At 63.5% G+C, this 22086-nt stretch carries 21 protein-coding genes; 11 read left to right on the top strand and 10 right to left on the bottom strand.

Annotated elements, in window-relative coordinates; all coding sequences use genetic code 11:
• Positions 1 to 66: 66 nt before the first annotated feature.
• Positions 67 to 276 (bottom strand): hypothetical protein, encoded by a 210-nt coding sequence (locus tag BMY67_RS05955; RefSeq protein ID WP_092769349.1) that lies wholly within the window; start codon positions 274 to 276, stop codon positions 67 to 69.
• Between the two features lie 307 nt (positions 277 to 583).
• Between BMY67_RS05955 and BMY67_RS05950 the strand changes: the two genes are divergently transcribed.
• Positions 584 to 1714, top strand: a complete 1131-nt coding sequence (locus BMY67_RS05950) for a porin family protein (RefSeq protein WP_092769347.1) — start codon at positions 584 to 586, stop codon at positions 1712 to 1714.
• A 58-nt stretch (positions 1715 to 1772) separates the two neighbouring features.
• On the opposite strand, the gene BMY67_RS05945 is transcribed toward BMY67_RS05950, so the two are convergent.
• From BMY67_RS05945 to BMY67_RS05915, 7 genes are all read right to left on the bottom strand, one after another.
• Positions 1773 to 3467, bottom strand: coding sequence for an ABC1 kinase family protein (locus BMY67_RS05945; RefSeq protein WP_092769345.1), 1695 nt, complete (start codon positions 3465 to 3467; stop codon positions 1773 to 1775).
• 162 nt (positions 3468 to 3629) lie between these two features.
• The gene (locus BMY67_RS05940; protein WP_092769343.1) at positions 3630 to 4145 is read right to left on the bottom strand and encodes a phasin family protein; all 516 of its coding nucleotides are present in this window, start codon (positions 4143 to 4145) and stop codon (positions 3630 to 3632) included.
• A gap of 170 nt (positions 4146 to 4315) precedes the next feature.
• Complete coding sequence (locus tag BMY67_RS05935; RefSeq protein ID WP_092769341.1) at positions 4316 to 5269, bottom strand: alpha/beta hydrolase fold domain-containing protein; 954 nt, start codon at positions 5267 to 5269, stop codon at positions 4316 to 4318.
• A gap of 123 nt (positions 5270 to 5392) precedes the next feature.
• Positions 5393 to 6547 (bottom strand): lysophospholipid acyltransferase family protein, encoded by a 1155-nt coding sequence (locus tag BMY67_RS05930; RefSeq protein WP_245744904.1) that lies wholly within the window; start codon positions 6545 to 6547, stop codon positions 5393 to 5395.
• 120 nt (positions 6548 to 6667) lie between these two features.
• Positions 6668 to 7828, bottom strand: a complete 1161-nt coding sequence (locus BMY67_RS05925; protein ID WP_177189706.1) for an aspartyl protease family protein — start codon at positions 7826 to 7828, stop codon at positions 6668 to 6670.
• A gap of 215 nt (positions 7829 to 8043) precedes the next feature.
• Entirely contained in the window at positions 8044 to 9114 is a 1071-nt protein-coding gene (locus BMY67_RS05920; RefSeq protein WP_092769642.1) for an o-succinylbenzoate synthase, read from the bottom strand.
• 133 nt (positions 9115 to 9247) lie between these two features.
• Complete coding sequence (locus BMY67_RS05915) at positions 9248 to 9541, bottom strand: KGG domain-containing protein (protein ID WP_092769337.1); 294 nt, start codon at positions 9539 to 9541, stop codon at positions 9248 to 9250.
• Between the two features lie 302 nt (positions 9542 to 9843).
• Here BMY67_RS05915 and egtB point away from each other — a divergent pair, with 302 nt between their 5' ends.
• The 6 genes from egtB to BMY67_RS05885 all read left to right on the top strand — a co-directional run bounded on the left by egtB (position 9844) and on the right by BMY67_RS05885 (position 16222).
• Complete coding sequence (gene egtB / locus BMY67_RS05910; RefSeq protein ID WP_092769335.1) at positions 9844 to 11205, top strand: ergothioneine biosynthesis protein EgtB; 1362 nt, start codon at positions 9844 to 9846, stop codon at positions 11203 to 11205.
• A 223-nt stretch (positions 11206 to 11428) separates the two neighbouring features.
• The gene (gene egtD, locus BMY67_RS05905; protein ID WP_092769333.1) at positions 11429 to 12463 is read left to right on the top strand and encodes an L-histidine N(alpha)-methyltransferase; all 1035 of its coding nucleotides are present in this window, start codon (positions 11429 to 11431) and stop codon (positions 12461 to 12463) included.
• 52 nt (positions 12464 to 12515) lie between these two features.
• On the top strand, positions 12516 to 13616 hold the full coding sequence (locus BMY67_RS05900; RefSeq protein WP_092769331.1) for a pyridoxal phosphate-dependent aminotransferase: 1101 nt from the start codon (positions 12516 to 12518) through the stop codon (positions 13614 to 13616).
• A 156-nt stretch (positions 13617 to 13772) separates the two neighbouring features.
• On the top strand, positions 13773 to 15155 hold the full coding sequence (locus tag BMY67_RS05895) for an MATE family efflux transporter (RefSeq protein WP_092769329.1): 1383 nt from the start codon (positions 13773 to 13775) through the stop codon (positions 15153 to 15155).
• A 62-nt stretch (positions 15156 to 15217) separates the two neighbouring features.
• Positions 15218 to 15760 (top strand): DUF922 domain-containing protein, encoded by a 543-nt coding sequence (locus tag BMY67_RS05890; protein WP_092769327.1) that lies wholly within the window; start codon positions 15218 to 15220, stop codon positions 15758 to 15760.
• 129 nt (positions 15761 to 15889) lie between these two features.
• Positions 15890 to 16222, top strand: coding sequence for a tRNA-binding protein (locus tag BMY67_RS05885; protein WP_092769325.1), 333 nt, complete (start codon positions 15890 to 15892; stop codon positions 16220 to 16222).
• Positions 16223 to 16305: 83 nt separating this feature from the next.
• On the opposite strand, the gene BMY67_RS05880 is transcribed toward BMY67_RS05885, so the two are convergent.
• A complete protein-coding gene (locus tag BMY67_RS05880) occupies positions 16306 to 16743 on the bottom strand; it encodes a DUF4296 domain-containing protein (RefSeq protein WP_092769323.1) in 438 nt (145 codons plus the stop codon).
• Between the two features lie 37 nt (positions 16744 to 16780).
• On the opposite strand from BMY67_RS05880, the gene BMY67_RS05875 reads away from it, so the two are divergent.
• From BMY67_RS05875 to BMY67_RS05860, 4 genes are all read left to right on the top strand, one after another.
• Positions 16781 to 17680, top strand: a complete 900-nt coding sequence (locus BMY67_RS05875; protein ID WP_092769321.1) for a DUF58 domain-containing protein — start codon at positions 16781 to 16783, stop codon at positions 17678 to 17680.
• 151 nt (positions 17681 to 17831) lie between these two features.
• The gene (locus BMY67_RS05870; protein WP_092769319.1) at positions 17832 to 18716 is read left to right on the top strand and encodes a hypothetical protein; all 885 of its coding nucleotides are present in this window, start codon (positions 17832 to 17834) and stop codon (positions 18714 to 18716) included.
• A 206-nt stretch (positions 18717 to 18922) separates the two neighbouring features.
• Positions 18923 to 19948, top strand: a complete 1026-nt coding sequence (locus BMY67_RS05865) for a vWA domain-containing protein (RefSeq protein WP_092769317.1) — start codon at positions 18923 to 18925, stop codon at positions 19946 to 19948.
• A gap of 97 nt (positions 19949 to 20045) precedes the next feature.
• Entirely contained in the window at positions 20046 to 20567 is a 522-nt protein-coding gene (locus tag BMY67_RS05860) for a hypothetical protein (protein ID WP_092769315.1), read from the top strand.
• A 32-nt stretch (positions 20568 to 20599) separates the two neighbouring features.
• Here BMY67_RS05860 and BMY67_RS05855 read toward each other — a convergent pair whose 3' ends face one another.
• The gene (locus BMY67_RS05855) at positions 20600 to 22027 is read right to left on the bottom strand and encodes a M48 family metalloprotease (RefSeq protein WP_092769313.1); all 1428 of its coding nucleotides are present in this window, start codon (positions 22025 to 22027) and stop codon (positions 20600 to 20602) included.
• Between the last annotated feature and the right edge of the window lie 59 nt (positions 22028 to 22086).

Here is a 22086-nt window from a genome sequence, read left to right as displayed (position 1 = left end):
GCTAAAGCCCAAGCCCCCACACGGAACCGTGTGGGGGCTTGGGCTTTAGCGGGCTACAAGGTCCGCTTACTTCTTGTTCTGGTCGCCGTCCTGGGCATCCTTACGAATAGCTTTTTCGTCTACCTGGTCGCTGATGGGGGCGCTGGCGTCGGTTTCACCGTCGGCGGCAGTGGTCATTACCTTGGTGGCGCCGGTCAGGTCGGTGGCGGTGCTGCCGGTTTTGGTCGAGTACACTTTGTCGTCGTTTTGGTCGGGGGTATTCTTGGAATCGGACATGGAGATAAGGGAAAGAAGAAACAACATTAGCGGCACCCAAGTGGCGCCTGCTTGCTGATACGCAGGGCAGGGGCCGCAGGGTTATTTTTTTCGGGGCCCGGCTGCCCGACAACCGGGGAGAGGGCAGCAACTACATGCTGTTGAAACCGGAATAACCGGGGTGAAAGGAAGACCCGCGCAATCGATATATAAATGCTGACCTAGCATATTTCGTTGGTTGCGCAGTTCGGCAAGAAGGATATATTTGCCAGTGGCTGAGCTATACTCGCTCCTTATCCGATGCTATTCTCTTCCTTTCTGTGTTCATATGAATAAAGAAATATTCTCCTGGATCTTATTCTTATTTCTAACGCTGCCCGCCGCTCTACACGCGCAAAGCTCTGGGCAAGACTACGTGCTGACGACGGCTGGCGACACGCTACGAGGGCGAATTAAGATTACCCAGAAGCCGGTTAAAACAGTTTGGCTCTACCGGACTGGCCAGCCGGCGGATTCGTTTACTGCCAACCAGCTACGGGGCTACGGCGACCCCAAAGGCCTGCTCGAAACCACCCGGCAAGTAGGGCCGCATGGAAAGAAAGAGTTCGTTTCCGCCTTGGTTACCGGCTATGTGAGCCTGTTTATTGGGGTTACCTCCGACGGTACTAACCGCTTTTTTCTGCAACCTGCCGATTCAGCCTACGTGGTAGAGGTATCGGCCGAAGTGCCGCGGCTGTCTTATCTGCGGGTGATGGGTAACAGATGCGCTAAAATCGATTTCAGCGACGCAAGGCTGGAAAGCAAATACCGCTATTCACCCCGCGGGTTAACCCAGCTGGTGCTGGACTACAATGCCTGCTTGCAGCAGCCCAGCCAGATTATAGCCAATACGAGCGGCGGATTACGGCTCCTACCTGGATTTCAGGCCGGACTAAATTTAGTTTCCACGGGCCGCGGTGGCACCGGCTACCAGGTGGGGGCGCTTGTGCAGGCCACCAACAAATCGGCCTTCTCTATACGGGCAGAGCTTATCTATTCCAAAATCCGGCGCGAGTACGACCCGGAGGACCTGTTCAACGGCTTCGCACCTTACACCACCAGCCGCACAATTAAGCTGGATTACGGGCAGTTGCAATTGCCCATTACGGTGCGCTACACTATTGGCCACGGATTGCTGCGCCCGCACGTTGCGGCGGGCCTGCTGGGAGCCCTGAATTTTCGTAACAAGTCGACGGCAGCAATTAAAAAATCGAGTGAGCCCGCGCCTGTTGTCTATCCGCTGGATTACCCTGGTTCCAGCTCCATTGGAGCCACTGGCGGCGTGGGACTTAGCTTTTACCAGCCCAAAGGGTTTGTTCCAGGGCTGGAATTGCGCTACGACTATATTCCTGCCGACCCGGAGCCCTACGACAAACTGCAGCTCAATGCTATCCGGTTCAACTTTAGTGTGATGTTCTGACGCTCAAAACAGCTACTGTGCCCAGCAGCGGAAACAAAAAACTTCGGCCCGCCGCGCCCTACTCAGGCCGCTTGCGGCGGGGCCGGCGGGTGCCCAGCAGCAGCAGAATCAGCAGTAGCAGGGCGGCTATGGCCAGGGCCCACCAGGTAATGGCGGGCAGCCCGCGGTAGTAGGGCATTTGCGGCGAGTAGTGCCCCAGCAAGCTCAGGCCCGCAAACAGAATAATGGCCACCGTAACAGCCGCCAGAATGCTCCGCCCTACCAGCTCGTCGGCCTTCACCATGAGCAGCTGGTAGCCGCTGAGCTCCACGCGCAGGCGCAGGTCGCCGCGCGAGATTTTACGCACGATTTGCCGCACGTCGGTGGGCAGCGTCTGGAGCAGGGCCAGCAGCTGGGTGCCCGTGTAGAGGGCCTCACTCTGGATGTTTTCGAGGGAGTACTGCTCGGTAAGAATTTTGGCGCCGTAGGGTCGCACGAACTCGAAGGTGTTGAAGCGCGGGTGCAGCACCTTGCCAATGCCCTCCAGAATGACGAGGGCCCGCAAAATCAGGAATACCGCGCCGGGCACCTGTAGCTTGTAGCGGTAAATTACGTCCTGTAGCGAGTCGGCCAGGTCCGACATGCTCATTTCCTTTACATCGAGCGAAGCGAAATCCTCAATCAGCTGGCTTAAATCGGCTTCGAAGGCCCGCATATCGGGAATCTCGGCGGTCAGGGCCAGGCGGCGGAAGTTGAGGGCCATGCTGCGCGCATCCTGCCGGGCCATGCCAATGAACACGCCCGCGAAGGCGTACTTCTGCTGCTTGGTCAGGCGGCCCACCATGCCAAAGTCGATCAGCACCAGCGTGCCGTCGGGGCGCACCAGCACGTTGCCGGGGTGAGGGTCGGCGTGGAAGGCCCCGAACTCGAATATCTGGGTCAGGTAGATTTCCATGCCCGTTTCGGCCACCTTTTCGGGGCTCAGGCCCCACTCCAGCAGTTGGGCTTTGTCGGTAATCTTGCAGCCACTCACGTACTCAATCACCAGAATGCGGCTGGTGCTCAGCTCACGGTAGGGTTTGGGGATGTAGAACGTGTCGTAGTCCTCATACAGCAGCCGGAATTGCTCCATGCTGCGGGCCTCGGAGGTGTAGTCCAGCTCCTTGGTCATGCTGCGCTCAAAGGCGTCCACAATGTCCTGGGGGTTGCTCAGGCCCTGTTTTTTCAGGAAGCCGGCCGTCAGCCGCACCAGCTCGTGCAGCAGGCTCAGGTCGGTGCGCACCTTTTCCTGCACGTCGGGCCGCTGCACTTTCACTACTACCTTTTCGCCCGTCAGCAGCCGGGCACCGTGCACCTGCCCGATGCTGGCCGAGCCCAGCGGCACCTCTTCGAACTCGTCGAACACTTCCTCCAGGGGGCAGCCCAGCTCCCGCTCAATAATGGCGCGCGCCTCCGCCACCGGAAAGGGCGGCACGTTGCTTTGCAGCTTTTCGAACTCATCAATCAGCGGCTGGGGCAGCAGGTCGGCGCGGTTGCTCAGGGCCTGGGCCAGCTTGATGAAGGTGGGCCCCAGCTCCTCAATCACCATCCGGATTCGCTCCCAGCGCGTGGTTTCAAACACGGCCTGCTCGCCCTCCAGCCACGAGCGGCGCCGACTTTTCGACACCAGCCGGCGCAGGGCCGTGCTCGTTACCACGTCTTCGAAGCCGTAGCGAATCAGCACTTCGGCTACCTGCCGGATGCGCGAAAGATTGGAGATGGTGTTCTTAAACATAAGAAGGGCAAGATACGGCAGCAATCAGTGGTTAGGTGAATGATGCACCAACCTCATTATTTGCTTCGCGCTGAATGACACGTCTTCACCACTTACCACCAAAAAACCCCGCCCGCAAAGCACGGACGGGGTTTTCTACTTCACTTCGGCAAACCGATCCGCTTACGACTTGGCGTCGGCGGCATCGGCCTTGTTCTCGGCCTTCTTGGCGGCTCCGGCCGAGCCGGCGGCCGATTTCTGGGTTTTGCCGGCGGCGGCGCTGGTTTTATCGGCGGCCTTCTTCACGGTGCTGGCGGCCTTGCTCGTGGCGCTGGCCACGGCTCCTTTGGCGGCGCTGCCAGCCTTCGAGGGCGCGGCTTTCTTGCTGCCAGTAGCGGCGCTGCCGCCGGTAGCCGGTTTGCCGCCAGTCTTGGTGCTGCGCTTGAGCTCCTCGAGCTCCGAGTTGGGCGCCACGCCTACTGTTTTCAGCATTTTGGCGGCCAGACTCTGGGCCTGCTTTTCCAGCTCCTTGCGCTTGGCATCGGTGTTTTTCTTGAGGTCGCCCATGATTTTGGCGCCTTCCTTCTCCGAGAGCTTGCTTTCCTTCACCAACGAATCAATGGTCTTCTGCACCCGGTCGTTGGTCAGCGACACGAAGCCCACACCGGCGTTTACGAACTTCTTGAACAAATCTTCCATGATGAGTTGGGTTGAGTGAATAGAAAGTGAAGAGAATCAGACAAAAAGCGCCCCTGCAAAGCTGACGGGCCGAAAATAGTATGCAAGCCTACTATTTTTTACAAACCTACGAAATACCTGCTATATAGTTAAGCTACAATCTGAATAATTTATGCTGATACGTCTCATTTTCAGGCTGCTTGCCGGGTCGGGTCGACGCCGGGCGCCGGAATGGCGGCCGGCGTCGCCCATACCTGTCGGGTGAAGTCGGCCACCCGATCGAGGGCTACATCGGCTTCGGGCACGAAGCGCCAGAACAGGTGCCACCAGTGCACCAGGCCATCGAAAATCTGGAGCGTAACCGTAGTGCCGGCGGCGCGGGCCTGGTCGGCGAAGCGGCGCACATCGTCGCTGAGCACTTCGGCGTCGGAAACCTGCAACAGCAGCGGCGGAAGCCCGTGCAGCCCGGCGCGGGCCGGCGAAACCAGCGGGTGGCTCAGCGGGGTGCCGGCGGCGTACAACGGGCCCCAACTCCGGATTTCCAGCGCCTCCAGCAACAGGCTTTCGTGGTGGCTCAGGCTGCGCAGCGTGGAAGTGGGCAGCTGCAAATCGGTCCAGGGCGAGAGGCCGACGGCGGCGGCGGGCAGCGGCTCGTCGGCGTCGCGCAGGGCCAGCAGCACGGCCAGAGCCAGCCCGCCCCCGGCCGAGTCGCCGGCCACGATGATGTCGGCGGGCGCGTAGCCCTGGTTCAGCAGCCAGAAGTAGGCCGTTAGCGCATCTTCGAGGGCGGCCGGAAACGGGTACTCGGGGGCTTTGCGGTAGTTGATGGCCAGCGTGGTAACCCCGCACTTCTGGGCCAGCCGGCCCACCAGCGACCGGTGGGTGTTGAGCGAGCCCAGCACGTAGCCGCCGCCATGCAGGTACAGCAGTACCCGCCCCGCGGCCGGGTTGGCCGGTCGCACCCACTCGGCCGGAATGCCTTCCACGTCGGTGTCTTCCACGAACACATTCCAGGGCGTGAACTGCCCGAAGGCCAGCAGTTCGGCAAACAGGCGCATGGCCGGCAGCCGGGGCCGCCGCTCGGCCAGCGGGCCGGTGGCCGCCACCAGAAACTGTTTCAATACCGCGTGTTGGGGCGAAGTCATTCTTTGTTAATTATGAATTTTGGATTATAAATTTTTAATTGGCAAAGCAGTTAATATGGCTTTTCTCTCCGCTTTAGAGGAATTTTATAACGTCAAACAATCAGGTAACTTGAATTCATAATTCTACTTAATCTTATGGTTTTTATAACCGCGGATGGCGATGGGAATCCAACCCAGCAGCGGAATAAAAAAGCTTAGCGTGAAGGGGTTGCGCCAGAGCATGCGCCAGTAGGCGCCGGGCGTGCGCAGGTCGAGGTCGAAGTCGCGGCGGCCGGCTTTAATGTACTGGCGCTCGAACTCCTGGTAGAGCGCGGGCCAGGCCCAGGGCAGAAAAAACGGGAAGTAGCGCCAGTTGGTTTTGATGCGCTGCCACAGCTCGCCCCAGCGGTAGGGCTGCTGCCCGTACTTCGCCACGGCGGCGTCCAGCTCGGTTTGCATGCGCGCACGCAGCTGCTCCGACAGGGCCCGGTAGTCGTCGCGGGTGAGGTCGGCGGAATTCTTGTCGGTCATTTCGTAGGGCTTCACGCGCGAGCCCAGCACGAAGGTGAGCTTGGCCGGAAACGCCATGTAGAAAAACCAGGGTTGCAGCAGCACCAACAGCAAAATCGGCCCCACCGGAATAAACGGAATCCCGATTTTCTTGCTCAGCCGGTTCACCCACTCCCAGCTGTAGGTGTGGGGGTTGAGGTACTCGCCGTTGATGGTGTAGAACGGGATGATGTCGGTGCGGTGCTCGATGCCCAGGCGCACGATGCTGGTGGCCAGGCGCTGCAGCCGGTACTTGTTGTTGAACCCCTTCCCGATGCCCGGCACCCCCTCGGGGTACAGCATCAGGTTGTGGTCGTTGTAGTACATCATCGTTTCGAAATTGAGCGTGGTGGCATCCACGCAGCCGGCCCGCTTCCAGAAGTTCTTCACCAGAAACGGGTTCATCAAAATCGATTGTGAGAGCATGGGCGCCGACAGCGGCCGGGGCAGGTCGCGCAGGTCGGGCAGGTAGCGCCACAGGTGGGCCAGGGCCACCATGGCATCCCAGGGGAAGGCCATGCCCGAGTGGTTGGAGGCGAACAGCAGGGGCCGGTCGGGGCGGTTGCGCTGGGGGTAGTCGTCGAAGCCCACCAGCTCGGAGCGGAACCACACCCGGTCGAGCAGCTGCATAATGTTGCGGTCGAGCGTTTCGACGAACTGCTCGTCGAAATAATCGGTGTAGATGTGCTGGTTGGCCACAATGGCCGGCGGCGGCCCGGCAGGAGGAGTCGCGGCGGCGGGGTGCGTCATAAAGGGCGGGAGAACGGTCGGGTTTCCAATGTACTGATTTTAGCCGCCCCCGAGTTGCGCCGCCGGGCCGGGCGCGGCAAAAAAAAACGGCCCAGGCCCGAACCAGCCGGCCGGCCGGGCTCAAATCTGGCGGGTCAGGCGCACGCGGGCCGAAACCAGTTCGTCGGTGCCGGCGCGGCGCACCACAAACAGCAGCAGGCGGCCATCGGCCGAGTGCAGCATCCGGCTGATGTCGGTGAGCGAAAAGAACTCGGCCGGAATCAGGTTAATGGATATGATTTCGTCGCCCGCCAGCAGCCCGGCCTTGTCGGCGGGGCCGCCGGACTCGATGCGCAGCAGCCGGTAGCGCCGGTACTCAGACCCGAAGGCCAGCAAATCGAAGCCGCACATGTCGTGCTCGAACGGGTCGCGGAACTTGCTGTTGGGGCGCAGCAGCAGCCGGTTGTGGGGGTAGTCGATGATGGTGGTGAAGCGTTTGAGCAGCTCGAAGCCCAGGTTGCCGTTGCGAAACGTTTCGGCCCGCCCGGCCACATCCGACGAGTCGGGGTAAGACGTGAGCAGGTTGCCGACGCGGTAGCGGCCCAGCTGCAGGGCCGGCACCCGGCCCAGAAACCCGTTGATGGTGCCGTTGAGGCCGCGCCCGAGTTGGGTGCGCAGGTGCTGCGGGGGCAGGCGCAGGCGCGGGTCGGAGGTGGTTTCGAGCGACAGGGCGTGGCCCGCGCCGGTATCGAGCACCAGCCGCAGGGGCAGCTGCAGCGAGTCGGAAAGCTGCACGGGCAGATTCAGGTAGGCCTTGGCACCGTCGAATTCGAGGGGGATGATTGCCCAGCGGCGGCCAAACGGCGCACGAAAGTGGGCGGGGGAGCGGAAGACGAGCTGCTGCTGCTCGGCGTCAATCTTCACCACCAGATGGCGGAATACATCGGCGCCGAGCAGGCCGTGCACGGGCAGGCCCACGTAGCCCGAAATATTGAGCACGTCGTCGGAAAGCATCAGAAACGAGGCCCGGGCCGCCCCCACCTGCCCGTCCAGCGCCACAGATACGGCCGGTACCCGGTAGGCTTCCAAAGCACTTTCTTCGCCGGCGCCCGACACCAGGAACCGGTCGGTGGTGGGCAGCTGCAGCTCGCGGCCCACATCGGGGTCGGTGATAAGCGAGCTGGCCAGACCGGTATCGAGCAGAAAATTATACGGGCCCCGCCCGTTAAGCCGCACCTCCACCACAATCAGGTTGCGCTGGAGCGAGAAGGGTACGCTGGCCTGGCGGGCACGGGGCCTCAACAGCCGGAAAACCGGCCCGTCTGCCTGCCCATGCCCCGGCAGTACGGGCCCGGCCAGCCCTAGCCACAGCAACAGCCACCGGCTAAGCCGCCGCAGCCAGCGTTGGTTACACGCCCGCAATAAGGTCTCAGTTCGCAGCGGCATACCCGGAAAAAAACGTCCCGGGTAAGGTACTTAAAATTAGGCACGAAGCACAACCGCACCACTGCCCGCCGCTACCCCGGCGCTTCCCAGGTGCCGGCGGGGTTGTAGTGTAGCTGCCCGGCCCGAATGCTGAGCGGAGCCGCCAGGTTGTTGTGGTAGAGCTGGCCCGTGCCCAGGCCCTGCGGAAAGCCCGGCCGCGCCACCGTACCGGCCAGCTGGCTAATGGCGTTCAGGCCCACGTTCGACTCCAGCGCCGACGTCAGCCACCAGCCGATGCCGTGGCCGTCGGCCAGCGCGGCCCAGTGCTGGCTGGCGCCCAGCCCGCCCAGCAGCGTGGGCTTAAGCACGAGGTAGGCCGGGCGCACCAGCTCCAGCAGCCCGGTCTGGCGGGCGGGGTCGGTCAGGCCAATCAGCTCCTCATCGAGGGCTACCGGCACGGGCGAGTGCCGGCAGACTTCGGCCAGCGCCGCCCACTGCCCGGCCGCAATAGGCTGCTCGATGGAATGCAGCTCGAAACGGGCCAGCTGCTCCAGCTTGCCCAGGGCATCGGCCGGGGCGAAGGCGCCGTTGGCATCGACGCGCAACGTGAGGCGGTCGGGGCCCGCCTGCGCCCGGATATCGGCCAGAATGCGCAGTTCGGTAGCGAAATCGAGGCTGCCTATTTTCAGCTTCAGGCAGTCGAAACCGGCCGCCAGCTTGGCTTCAATCTGCTCGCGCATAAAAGCGGCGTCGCCCATCCACACCAGCCCGTTGATGGGCAGGCCGGCCTCGCCCCGGCTGAAGGCGTTGTTGTAGAGCTGGCGGCGGCCGCCGTGCTGGTAGTCGAGGGCGGCGGTTTCGAGGGCGAAGCGCAGCGCCGGCCACTCGGGCCCTACTAATTCGGCCGCTTCCTGGGGCAGCAGCTCGCGCAGCTGGCGGTGGTTGAACTCGCGCACGAAACCGGCCAGCGTGGCCGCAAAGTCGGGGCCGTGGTCGGGGCTGAGGCCGGCCAGCGGGGCGGCCTCGCCCCAGCCGGCGCGCTCGGGCGAGGCCGTGTCGGAGAGCAGCAGGTAGTGGGCCAGGTGCTCGGTGAGGGCCCCACGCGAGGTGCGGGCCGGAAAGTTGAAACGCAGGGCGCGACTGACGGAGTGAAGCTGAAGCATGGCGGCAAAGACAGAGAACAGCCCGCAGCGGCGGGTTTCGGGCAATATACAACCCGGCTACCAACACCAACGCCGCCTTCGGCCCGGAAAGTCCGGACGGAAGGCGGCGTTGGTAGCCGAAGCCGGGGAGCGGCTATTCGGCGGTTTTGCTGGCGGCGGTTTTGCTGGTGGCGGTGCTGCGGGTGGCCTGGCCGCCCTTGCGGCCGGCAGCGCGGGCCTCCTCGGAGGTGAAGCGGTGGCCGCGGCCACTCTGGTGCGAGGCGCGGCCGCCTTCGCTGGCAATGCGGCGCTGGGTAGCGGGGTCCATGGCGGCAAAGCCACGGGGGCGCTTGGTTACGGTTTTATCGGCGGCAGCTTTGGGTGCAACGGCAGTAGTGCCGGTGGCTTTGGCAGTTGCAGTGGTTCGGGTGGTGGGGGTGGCGTTCATAAGCACAGGAAAGAATAGAGGTGGGCAGGTTGCGAAATGCAGAATAGGCCAAGTAAGTCAGGCAGGAAAGCAACTCCGAATACTTGTTGAGCTATTACGGTCGATGCGGTGCTTTGACCTTGTATTTAAGCATTTAACCGGGCTATTTCAGTAAAATACCACTTTTTACGGACGAGCTGCTCCGTATAATTACGGAGCAGCTTCGGTAAACCCGGACCGCCCCCGCCGGCCGGCGGCGCGAATAAACTACTCGGCCCGTTTCACGTTTAGCAATAGCCTCCGCTTCCAACCCCTTTCTGCAGATGTCCATTTCCCTCGCCTCCGCCCCCACTCCGTCTCTCCAATCGGCGCCGGCGGCCCGCCTCACTCCCGGCGCCCGGTTCGCGGCCGTCCGGACGCAGTCGGCAGCCCTGTGCCAGCCCCTGCTGCCCGAAGACACCGTGGTGCAGCCCATGCTCGATGTGAGCCCGCCCAAGTGGCACCTGGCGCACACCACCTGGTTCTGGGAAACCTTTCTGCTGCGCGAATACCAGCCCGGCTACCAGGTTTTTCATCCCGATTACGCCTTCCTGTTCAATTCGTACTACAACTCGCTGGGCTCGCGCGTGAACCGGGCCGACCGCGGCACCCTCTCGCGCCCGCCCCTGGCCGATGTGTATGCCTACCGCCAGGCCGTAGATGCGGCCATGCAGCAGCTTCTGGCCCAGCAGGCCGATACGCTGCCGCCCGCTTTCTGGGAGGTGTTCGAGCTGGGCCTGCAACACGAGCAGCAGCACCAGGAGCTGCTGGCCACCGACATCAAGTACATCCTCAGCACCAGCCCGCTGGCCCCGGCTTACTTGAGCGAAAAAGTAAACGCTGGAAACAAGAAGCAATCCGGGAGCGAAAGCGCTTCATTTTCAACTTCCGACTCTCCAGCACCGCCGCCGGCAGCCTGGCTGCCGGTGGCCGGCGGCGTGCACCGCATTGGCTTCGAGGGCGAAGGCTTCTGCTTTGATAACGAGCTGGCCCCGCACGACACCTACGTGGCCGATTTCGAGCTGCAGAACCGGCTGGTAACCAACGCCGAATACCTGGAGTTTATGGCGGCCGGCGGCTACCACGATTTCCGCTACTGGCTGGGCGAGGGCTGGGACCTGGTGCAGCAGCAGGGCTGGCAGGCGCCGCTCTACTGGGTGGAGCGCGACGGGCAGTGGTGGCGCTTTACGCACCACGGCCTGCAACCCGTAAACCCGGCCGCGCCGGTTACCCACGTGAGCTTTTACGAGGCCGATGCCTACGCCCAGTGGCGGGGCTGCCGCCTGCCCACCGAGCAGGAGTGGGAAATTGCGGCCCGCCAGTTTGGGGCCGCCCCGACGGCCGGCACCTTCCTGGAAAGCAGCCTCTTCGACCCGCAGCCCCTGCCGCCCGATGCCTCACCCGACCAGTGCCACCAGCTGCTCGGCGACGCCTGGGAATGGACGTATTCGGCCTACCACCCCTACCCCGGCTACCAGAAAGCGGCCGGCGCGTTGGGCGAATACAACGGCAAGTTCATGATCAACCAACTGGTACTGCGCGGCGGCTCCTGCGCCACGCCCGAAAGCCACATCCGCCTCACCTACCGCAACTTCTTCCACGCCGACAAACGCTGGCAGTTCACCGGCATCCGCCTAGCGCGTTAGCGCTTAGCTGGCGGGGTAAGGTGAAATGCCCAAGCTATTTGGAGTGCAGGGAAGAATCTCGTCGGCACCTGCCAGAACAGCCGTTGAATGAGTTCACGCCAGGTTCGTGCTTGCGTTCCGAATAGCCTTTGTTGCATTCAAACCTAACCTGCCAGTTCGGTTTGCGGTTAGCGAAAACAGGAAAGCTGTCAGCTACTAATCGACAGCTCAAATACAAAACTTTATGCCCCACGATAGTACTGTTTCAGCCGCCGAGCCGGCTTCTGCCCCAATACCCGCTGCCGCCGACCCTAATCTGCTGCTGCAGGAGCACGTCCGCGAGGGGCTGGCGCGGCCGTTCAAGGCGCTGTCGTCGATGTTTTTCTACGACGATGAGGGCAGCCGGCTCTTCCAGCAGATTATGGCCCTGCCGGAGTATTACCCTACCCGCACCGAGTTTGCGCTGCTCAACCGCCACCGTGCGGCCATGGCGCGGGCCCTGCGCCCCCAAAACCCGGCCGAGCCCTTTTTCCTGCTGGAACTGGGCGCCGGCGACGGACTGAAAACCAAAATCCTGCTGCGCGAGCTGCTGGCCGAAGGGGCTGATTTCACCTACGTTCCGGTCGATATTTCGGCGGCGGCGCTGCAGGGGCTAACCCGCAGCCTGCAGGCCGAGCTGCCCGAGCTGCGCGTGGAGCCCGTGGTGGCCGATTACGCCGACGCGCTCGGGCTGATGGCGGCCCGGCCCGGCCGCAAAGCGGTACTGTTTCTGGGCTCCAACATCGGCAACTTCAGCCCCGAGGAGCGCCACCAGTTTCTGCGCAGCCTCGCCCGCCCGCTCACCTCCGACGACCGGCTGCTCATCGGCTTCGATCTGCAGAAAGACCCGCGCCTGATTCGCAATGCCTACGACGACAGCCAGGGCGTAACGGCCGCCTTCAACTACAACCTGCTGCGCCGCCTCAACCGCGAGCTGGGGGCCGATTTCGACCTGGCCAACTGGCAGCACTACACCGACTACGACCCGCTCAGCGGGGCCGTACGCTCGTTTCTGGCCAGCACCTGCGCCCAAACGGTGCACTTCGCCGAGCCCGGCTGGTCGGTCGATTTCCGGGCCTGGGAGATGATCCATACCGAGAACTCCTACAAATTCACCCGGCCCGGCATCGAAACCATTGCCCGGGAAACGGGCCTGCAGGTGGCCGAGTTCTTCACCGACGAGCAGGACTATTTTGCCGACGTGCTGCTACGCCGGCAAGACGGCCAGAAGGTGCAGTAAAAATCAGTTGCGCAGTGCGGCCCGTTCGGGGGCCGATTCCTCCTTCTTGTTTATGACCCAACCTGTTTCCCTGGCTTCGGGCTACGGCAATTTTGCGGTGCCCGCCGAGGCAACCGCCGCGGCCGCCCGGGCCCTGCGGGCTTCCCCGCTGGCGGTGCTGCCGGCCGCCGGCTCCGAGCCGCTCCGGGCGGCGCTGGCCGGCCGGAGCGCTGCACCGGCGGCTGCGGCCCCGCTGGGCCCGGCCAACGTCGTAATTACGCCCGGCGCCAAGGCCGCCCTGTTTGCGCTGCTGCAAACCGTGCTCCGCCCCGGCGACGAAGTGCTGCTGCCCACCCCCAGCTGGTTTGGGTTCGATGAGTTGATAGCCCGCGCCGGTGGCACGCTCCGCACCCTGCCGCTCAGTGCCGCCGACAACTACGCCCTGCCACCCGAGCAACTGCGGGCGGCGCTATCGGGCGCTCGTACGCGGGTGCTGCTGTTCTCCAACCCCAACAACCCCACCGGCCGGCGCTACAACCGGGCCGAGCTGGCCAGCTGGCTGCGCGTGGCCGCCGACTTCCCCGACCTCTACCTGCTCAGCGACGAGATTTACGACCTCATTCATTTTGAGCCTGAGCCGCCGGTTTCGCTGCTCGATTTTCCCGACCCGCACGGCCGTCATCTGGTAGTGAACGGGTTCAGCAAGTCGCTGGCGCTTATTGGCTGGGGGCTGGGCTACCTGGTGGCGCCGGCCGAAATAGCGGCGGCCTGCGCGGCCCGCCAGCACGCTACCGGGGCCGCCGTGCCCGCACCCCTGCAGGCCGCGGCGCTGGCCGTAACCGAGGCCGCGCCCGAGGTGGCCGCCCGCCTGCTGGCCCAGCTGCGGCCCACCCGCAGCTACCTGCTCGATTTCCTGGAGACCCTGCCGGCCATCGGGCCGCCGGCCGCCCCCACCGGCACCTACTACGCCTTCCCCGACCTGCGCGCCCACCTGTGCCCCGGCCTGGCGCCCGCACCGGCCTCGGCCGAGCTGGTAGCCCGCCTGTGCACGGCCGGCGTAGCGGTGGTCGACGGCGCCGGCTGCCACGCGCCCGGTTTCGCCCGCCTGTCCTACGCCGTTCCGGAATCCGACCTGGCAACGGCATGCGAGCGGCTGGCCGGAGTACTGCGGTGAGTTGGGGAGTTGGGCAAATGGGTAGTTGAAGTTTAAAATCCTCCTGTCATCCTTCGCTCCGCTCAGGATGACAGGGCTGCCAGGGCGCACGCGCACCAATTCCCCATTTTGCCCTTGGCAAAGCCGTACCTTTGCGGCTCCTTTTGCTATCCTGTCATGCTTCCTGCTACCTTTCGTTCTCATCTCAACCCCACGCTCAGCCTGGCTTACCCGGTAGTGCTCAGCCAGTTGGGACACGTACTGGTAAACGTAGTGGACAGCACGGTGGTGGGCCAGACGGGCAAGATTCCGCTGGCGGCCGTGTCGCTGGCCGTGAGCGTGAGCACCGTGGTGATGGTGCTGGGCCTGGGCCTGACGATGGGCATTACGCCGCTGGTAGCCGCCGCCGACGGCCGCCAGGACGTGGCGGCCAACGGCCGCCTGCTCGTGAACGGCGTGTGGCTGAGCGCCGGGGCCGGCCTGCTGCTGGCCGCGCTGGGCTTTCTGGTGCCGGCGCTGCTGCCCCACCTGGGCCAGCCCGCAGCAGTGGTGCTACTGGCTTCGCCCTGGGTGAAAGTGCTGTTTCTGTCGTTTTTCCCGCTGATGATTTTCCAGGGCTTCAAGCAGTTTGCCGAGGGCCTGGGCCTCACCCGGCAGGCCATGTCGCTCTCGATTCAGGCCAACGTAGTGAATGCCGTGCTCTGCTACGGGCTGGTGTTTGGCAAGCTGGGCATGCCGCATTTGGGCATGATGGGCGCCGCCTGGGCCACGCTGGTGGCTCGCGTGCTGATGGCTATTCTGATGGCCTGGTACGTGCTGCGGGCTGCCCGGCTGCGGCCCTACCGCGAGGCGGCCCAGGCCAACCTGCGGCCCGACGCCTCCGGCCTGCGCCGCCTGCTGGGCCTGGGCGCGCCCATTGGCGTGCAGATGACGTTTGAAATGGGCGCTTTCAGCTTCTCGGCCATCATGATTGGCTGGCTCGGAGCCACGCAGCTGGCCGCCCACCAGATTGCCATTAACGTGGCCTCGGTTACCTACATGGCCGCCAGCGGCATCGGGGCGGCCGCCACCATCCGGGTGGGCAAGTTTTTCGGGGCGCACGATGGGCCCCGGGCCCGGCAGGCCGGCCTGATGGCCTACCTGCTCACGCTTACCTTCATGAGCCTGATGGGCCTGATTCTGGTGCTGGTGCGCAACTATTTGCCTTACTACTACAACAACGACCCCGCCGTGGTGGCCCAGGCCGCCACCCTGCTGCTGATTGCCGCCGCCTTCCAGGTTTCCGACGGCCTGCAGGTGGTGGGGCTGGGCGCGCTGCGGGGCCTCGAAGACGTGAAAGTGCCCTCGGTGGTGGCGCTGTTGGCGTACTGGGTAATTGCACTGCCGCTGGGCTACGTCCTGGGCTTCAAGCTGCAATGGGGCGCCGTGGGCGTCTGGCTGGGGCTGCTCACGGGCCTGACGCTGGTGGCCGGGCTGCTGCTGCTGCGCTTTTACCGCCGCCCCCTGCTGGCCGCCGCCGGGGCCACTCCCCGGCCCGAATCTACCCTGGCCACACGTTAGCGGTTGGCGCAAAATGAACGAAAGCTGCCAGCGAACAGCTATAAGCTAATAGCTCAAAGAATATGCTCTTCACTGCTCCCTTCTGGCTCCTGAGCCTGCTGCTGCCCGCCCAACCGGCCCAGGTTACTCCCGCCGCGCCCAAAATTGTCTGGAGCGCCGACCGGCCACTCAGTTGGGCCGACTTCCGGGCCCGCCCCAACACCGACCGGCTGGCGGCCCTCACTTCTTCGACCATCGATGCCACTATTGGCTGCCTCGATTTCCACTTTTCGGGCAAGGTGCAGGCCACGTTTGCGCCCTCCGAGTCGTGGGTACGCAACGCGGCCCAGGCCGCGCCAACGCTGCTGCGCCACGAGCAGCTGCACTTCGACCTGACGGAGGTGCACGCCCGGCTGCTGCGCCAGAAGCTGAGCCTGATCAAGTTCGATTGCCTGCACCTGCAGCCGGCCTTCAACAACATCACCAAAGTGGCCTTTCTGGCGTGGCAGCGCGATGAAGCCCGCTACGACCAGGAAACCAACCACGGCCTCAACGCCCCCAAGCAAGCCGAGTGGGAGCAGAAAACCCGCCTCCGCCTGGAACAGCTCACCGCCTTTGCCGAATAAGGTGAGATGGTGAGGTGGTGAAATGGTGAGTTTACCGTTCTTGGGCCCTGATTGCGCCATGCATGCCGTCAGGGCTTCAGGCCCACAAAACGTCAAACTCACTATTTCACCATCTCACCATTTCACCTTATGCTAACCTGGGAGGAGTTCGAGCGCGTCGATATGCGCGTGGGTACCATTGTAGAGGCGCACGAGTTTCCGGAGGCGCGGCAGCCGGCCTACCGGCTGCTGATTGATCTGGGGCCGGAAATCGGCCTGCGCAAGTCCAGCGCCCAGATTACGCACCACTACCGGGTGGCCGACCTGCCGGGCCGGCAGGTGCTGTGCGTAGTGAACTTCCCGCCCAAGCAAATCGGGCCGTTGCGCTCGGAGGTACTGGTTACCGGCGCCCCCGATGCAGCCGGCCACATTGTGCTGGCCACGCTGGCCGCCCCCCTGCCCAACGGCAGCCGCCTGCGATGAAGGTGAACTGGTGAGTGGTGAGATGGTGAGTTGATATTTGGGGGTGCTAACGGCGCAAATTGCGCAATAAGGCCCCTCGAACATCACCTCACCACCTCACCACTCACCACCTCACCACTCACCACCTCACCGGCTCCCTTCTCGCGGGCGGCCAGGCTATCGACAACGGTTTTGTAAATCGTATTCAGCTGCTGGCCGTGCACGGCGTAGTAGCGGAAGCTTTGGGTGAAGATGGAGTCCGACACGTTGTAGCGCCGGTACATTTTCTGCTGCTCCTGCCGGAACAGGGCCCGGCTCGAATCGGGTGGCAGGGCCGCGCCCTCGGTACGGGACTCCAGCAGGTGCAGGTCAATCAACAGGCGCACCATTTTATCGGGCGGCAGCAGTTGGGCGGGCGCGGGCACCTCGTCGGCTCGCTGGCAGCCGCTGGCAGTCAGCAGGAAAGCTGCCAGCAGCGTGGGCAGCCCGGCCAGCGGCAGGGCCCGGCGGGCAGTGGCGAGGCGGCAGAAAATTTGTTTCACGAAGGCAAAGTTAGGTCAATACCGTAGTTTAGGCCGAATGAAACCCGCCGATTCGCCCTTCCAGCAGCTCGTGCGCCGCCTGCGGCAGATGGAAATCCGCATCCTCAAGGCCGTGGACGCCCAGTTGCAGGGCAATTTCCACTCCGTATTTAAAGGAACGGGCCTGGAAGTCGACGAAGTGCGCCTCTACCAGTACGGCGACGAAGTGCGGGCCATCGACTGGGCCGTATCGAGTAAGGGCCACGGCACGTTCGTAAAAACCTACAAGGAAGAGAGCGAGCAGCAGGTGCTGCTGCTGCTCGACGTGAGTGCCTCGCAGCAGGTGGGCGCGGCCGGCCGCCGTAAGCTCGATGTGGGCCGCGACATTTGCGGGGTGCTGGCCCTGGCCGCTGCCCGCCAGGACGCCCAGCTCGGCCTGCTGGCTTTTTCCGACCAGAAAGAGCTTTACCTGCCCTCGGGCAAAGGCACCCACCACGCCTACGCCCTCATCAAGCGCCTGTACGAGCTGCAGCCCCAGCATCGCCAGACGGCGGTAGCGGCCGGCATCAAGCAGGCGCTGGGGCTGCTCAAGCGGCGCAGCATCGTGCTGCTGATTTCCGATTTTATTGACGCCGATTACGAGCGGGAGCTAACTATGCTGGCCCGCAAGCACGATCTGGTGGTGCTCCAGCTGCTCGACCAGCGCGAGCAGGAATTCCCGCCCCTGGGCATTATTCCGCTCCATGATCAGGAATCGGGCCGCACCGTCTGGACCAATACCTCGTCGGCGGCGTTCCGGGCGCGCTACCGGGCCACCTACGAGCAGAACCGCGCGCAGATCGGCCAGATCTGCCGCCGCCACCGCACCGAGTTTCTGTCTATCAGCACGGCCACCGACTTCGTTCCCCAACTGGTGAACCTGTTTCGGCGGCGCAACCAGCGCGGCGGCCGGGGGTAGGGATTAGGGATTAGGGATTAGGGATTAGGGATTAGGGATTAGGGATTAGGAAGCTACGGGACATGAACGGGAGAAAATGAAAGGCAGGCGACTGTTTAGAGGCGTTTTTCTTTGGGCTGGGCTGCTGCTGGCGGGTACGGGAGTTGCGCAGGTGCCGGCTGCTCCTACGGCTGCCGACACCGCGGCGCAGCAACCCGTGGCGCGGGGCCGTTTCCGGCAGGCCACGGTGCAGGTAGGCGAAATCATCGAGTTTGAGCTGACGTCGAGCCACGCGCCGGCCCTGGAAATTATCTTCCCCGATTCGGCGGCCAGCTTTGCGCCCTTCGAATACGTGAGCCGCCGCTACCGGCCCACCCGCACCCGCCAGGGCCGCAGCCTCGATCAGGCCGTGTACCGCCTGCGCACCTTCAGCCTCGACTCGGTGCTGACGCTGAGCGTGCCCGTAACCGTACTGCGCGGCCGCGACACGCTGCTGCTGCCCACTGCGCCGGCGCGGGTGCGGCTGCAGCGCACGGCCCCGGCTCTCGAACCCGCCGCCGGGCCGCCCGCGCTGCGCCAGAATCTGCAGGCGCTGCCCGTGGCTACCCGCTTCAACTACCCCTACTGGCTGGCCGGGCTGGGCGGGCTGCTGCTGCTGGCCGGCGGGCTGGTGCTGGGCTTCCGGCAGCGCCTGCGCCTGCGCTACCGCCGCTACCGTCTGCGCAAAAACCACGCGTACTTCCTTGCCCAGTATGCCCGCCACGTCGAGCGGTTCACGCTGTCCCGCTCGCTTACCAACATGGAGCGGGCCATTACGCTCTGGAAAAACTACCTCTCCACGCTCACGAGCTTCAACATCACCAGCCTCACGACCCGCGAAATCGTGGCCCGCTACCACCACGACCCCGCCGTGCAGCAGGCCCTCACGCTGGCCGACCGCGTGATCTACGGCAACCAGTTCTCGGAGGAAGACGCCGAAACCGACCCCATTTTCGACCTGCTCCGCCAGTTCGCCGACCGTCAGTACGAGCGGGTAATTATGCAGGAAGGCGAATGAATTGGCGGTGGGGCAAAGAACGTCATTCAGAGCATGTGGCGCATCAAGCCAGGGACGAAGAATCTCGCGTGCAGTGCTAACTCCTGACGACAGAAATACTATTGCACGCGAGATTCTTCGTCCCTGGCTTGATGCGCCACATGCTCTGAATGACGTTCTTTGCCATTAGCTCATCGAGTCACTCAATCACCCATTCACCGCCCTAAATGCAAGAACTGCTCGACAGCCTGCGCTACGCTACGCTGGCCGGCTACAGCTGGGAGCAGCCGCGCCTGCTGCTGCTGCTGCCGCTGGTGCCGCTGCTGTTTGTGCTGCGCTGGGCCCTGGCGCGGCGCCGGCGGGCGCACCTGGATGTAGCCTTTGTGGCCGGCGAGCTGCGGCGCGACTGGAGCGCGGCCCTGCGCTTCGTGCCCGATGTGGTGCTGGCCCTGAGTCTGGCGTTCGGCATCGTGGCGCTGGCGCGGCCCCAGCGCACCGACGAGCGGGTGGTGCAGACCGGCCAGGGCATCGACATCGTGCTGGTACTCGATGTATCGGCCTCGATGGAGTTGCAGGATTTGCGCCCCAACCGCCTCGAAGCCGCCAAGCGCGTGGCCCTCGATTTCCTGGCCCGCCGCCACGGCGACCGGGTGGGGCTGGTGGTATTCGCCGGCGACGCTTACTCGCTGGCCCCCCTCACCACCGACTACGAGCTGCTGCACGAAAACCTGCAAAGCCTGCGCCTGGGCCTGATTGCCAACGACGGCACGGCCATCGGCACGGCGCTGGGCGTGGCCACCAACCGGCTGCGCGACTCGCCCTCGCGCACCAAAGTGTGCATTCTGCTTTCCGATGGTGAAAACACGGCCGGCTCGCTCGACCCGCTCACGGCCGCCCAGCTGGCCCACGCCTACGGCCTCAAAATCTACACCATCGGGCTGGGGCAGGATGGCGTGGTGCCCTACGGCACCGACGAGAACGGCCGGCCCCGCTTCGTGGAAACCCGCCTCGACGAAACCACCATGCGCCAGATTGCCCAGGCCGGCGACGGCCGCTTCTTCCGCGCCACCGACAACGCCGGCCTGCGCCAGATATTCGATCAAATCAACCGCCTCGAAAAATCCGAAATCAAGCAGACCCGCTACCGCAACACCCAGGACTACTACCGCACCTACCTCTACTGGTGCCTGGGCTGCTGGCTGCTCTGGCTGGCCCTCAAGAACACCTTTCTGACGAACGCGCTGGAGGACTGAGGGGCTGCATTAGGTTGATTATCCGTGATTCCGCTGCTATAACTCAGGCGACTTATTTGAGCAGTTCGATTGAGGTACTTTTTATCACTTAGATCAAATGAGTTATTCGCTTCTCCTGGAGCACCTGCTTCGACCCGTAGCCAGCGTCGTGCGGCAACGGCTAGCCGCTTGCTTCTATCATGATATTTTCGGGATAGAGGCTTTGACAACGAATAAGCAAGGCATAGATATCGTTGCCCAGCAGGTTGAATTGCAATTCGAGAACGGGCAAACCGTCTTCGTCGGATGGAATGGGGTTAAGGAGTGGTTTCCCTACACATTGTGCGCTTCAGCCACCTCGTTTTGCTCGGCCAGCGAAAAATTTACCCCCAGGGCAGCCTACTGGCAGCAGCTTGCGGGCAGGCAGCTCACCGATTTTGATGTATTTGGATTCCCCGACACCCGGCCGCACCTGTTGCTGCTCAATTTTGAGGGACTGGAAGTAGCCATAGGCAACTGCTACCTGGAACGTGATTTTATTCCCCAGGATCCAATGGGAGATGATGTTTGGATCTTGCTGAATGCAGAATCCATCCAGCAGTTCATAAAAAAGCTAGACCTCAAAAAGCTTGAGGTCTAGCTTCCGAGACAACTTTTACCGGTTACAGGCTCCTACTTCCCCACCACCTTAAACAGCGTGCCGGCGCTGAGCTTGTCGGTGGTTTTCAGGCCGTTCAAGATAGCCAGTTCCTCGTGGCGCTTGGCGGGGATGCCGTTGGCGGCCAGGGCCTGAGCCAGCGTCTGGCCGGCTTTGGCGGTGCGGATGCGGATTTTCTCGCTCTGGCGGTTGAGCTTGCTGGCGTCGGTGAGGCGGCGGAAGCCCTGGGCGGTGCGCTGGAAAGTGGGGCCATAGCTGCCGAGCTTGCCGGGGGCGCACAGGCCGATGAGGGCGTACATCGTTTTGCCATCCTGAATGAGGTAGGAAAGCGTGCTGGCCTGGATGCCCTGGCGGCCCTGCTGGTCCTGGCCCACCTGGTCGCCCTGGATGGCAATGGCGGGCAGGCCGTTGACGGTAGTGCGGCTGGCCTGGGGCGCGTTCAGCTTCAGCTCTTTGGCCAGCGCCTGGGCGGCTTCCTGGGCCGAGTTGCCGGGGGCCAGCGTCAGAATCTGCACGGCCTGGCCGTTGGGCTCGGCCATCTGAAACTGCTGGGGCGAGTTCTGGCTTTTCCAGCCGCGCGGCACCGGAAACTGGAATTTCAGGTCGGGGTGGTAGAACACGCCGCCCTCCACGAAGCCCTGGCGCGGGTCGTCGCCGTAGGGCAGGCCCTCAATCATGCGTAAGTAGGAGTCGCGGTTGATGGTGAGCGTACGGCCGCCGGCGTTCTGGCGGGCCTGGGCAGCCAGCTGCTTCACGGTGCTGTAGCGGTCGGCCGAGTTGGGGTGGCTGCTCAGGAAGGTGGGCGTGCCGCCGGCCCCGCTGGCCTGCTCCTGGCGCTGGAGCGTAAGGAAAAAGTCGGCCATGTGGGTGGCGTCGTAGCCGATTTTGCTCGAGTAGGCCACGCCCAGCTTGTCGGCTTCGCGCTCATCGTCGCGGCCGTATTTGAGAAACAGCAGGCCCGCACCCTGCGACAGCGGCTGGGCGATGGAGGCTATCCGCTTCGAGAGGATGGAGCCCAGCAGCAGCGCCCCCGAGGCCAGCGTCGAGCGGGTTTGCTGCTTTTCGCCGTGGCGGGCCGTTACGTGGCCCAGCTCGTGGCCCAGCACCCCGGCAAACTGCGCCTCGTCGTTGAAATGCGCCATAATGCCGCGCGTAAAGTACACGTTGCCATCGGGCGCGGCAAAGGCATTAATCATCGGCGAATCGAGGATGGTAAACTGGTAACCAAAATCGGCCCGGCTGGAAATGGCGGCCATCTGCTGGCCTTTCTGGTCGATGAATTTCTGCAGGGCCGGGTTGTTGAGCAGACCGAACTGGGCAATTACCTGCGGGTCGGGCTCCTTGGCCGGGGCCGCGGGCCGGAAACCGGTGGAGCCAGCCAGCGGCAGCAGCGCCAGCGCCAGCGCGCCAATTCGCAGGGAAGGATGAGTGAACGTTTTCATTTGGAAGAGAGCTAAAGGAAGGAAAGCAGCTGGTTCTGAGCTTCAATAGCGCCACACAA

This window comes from Hymenobacter actinosclerus (assembly GCF_900111515.1).
GTDB classification, from domain to species: domain Bacteria; phylum Bacteroidota; class Bacteroidia; order Cytophagales; family Hymenobacteraceae; genus Hymenobacter; species Hymenobacter actinosclerus.
This window is presented reverse-complemented; position numbering and strand designations above follow the sequence as displayed.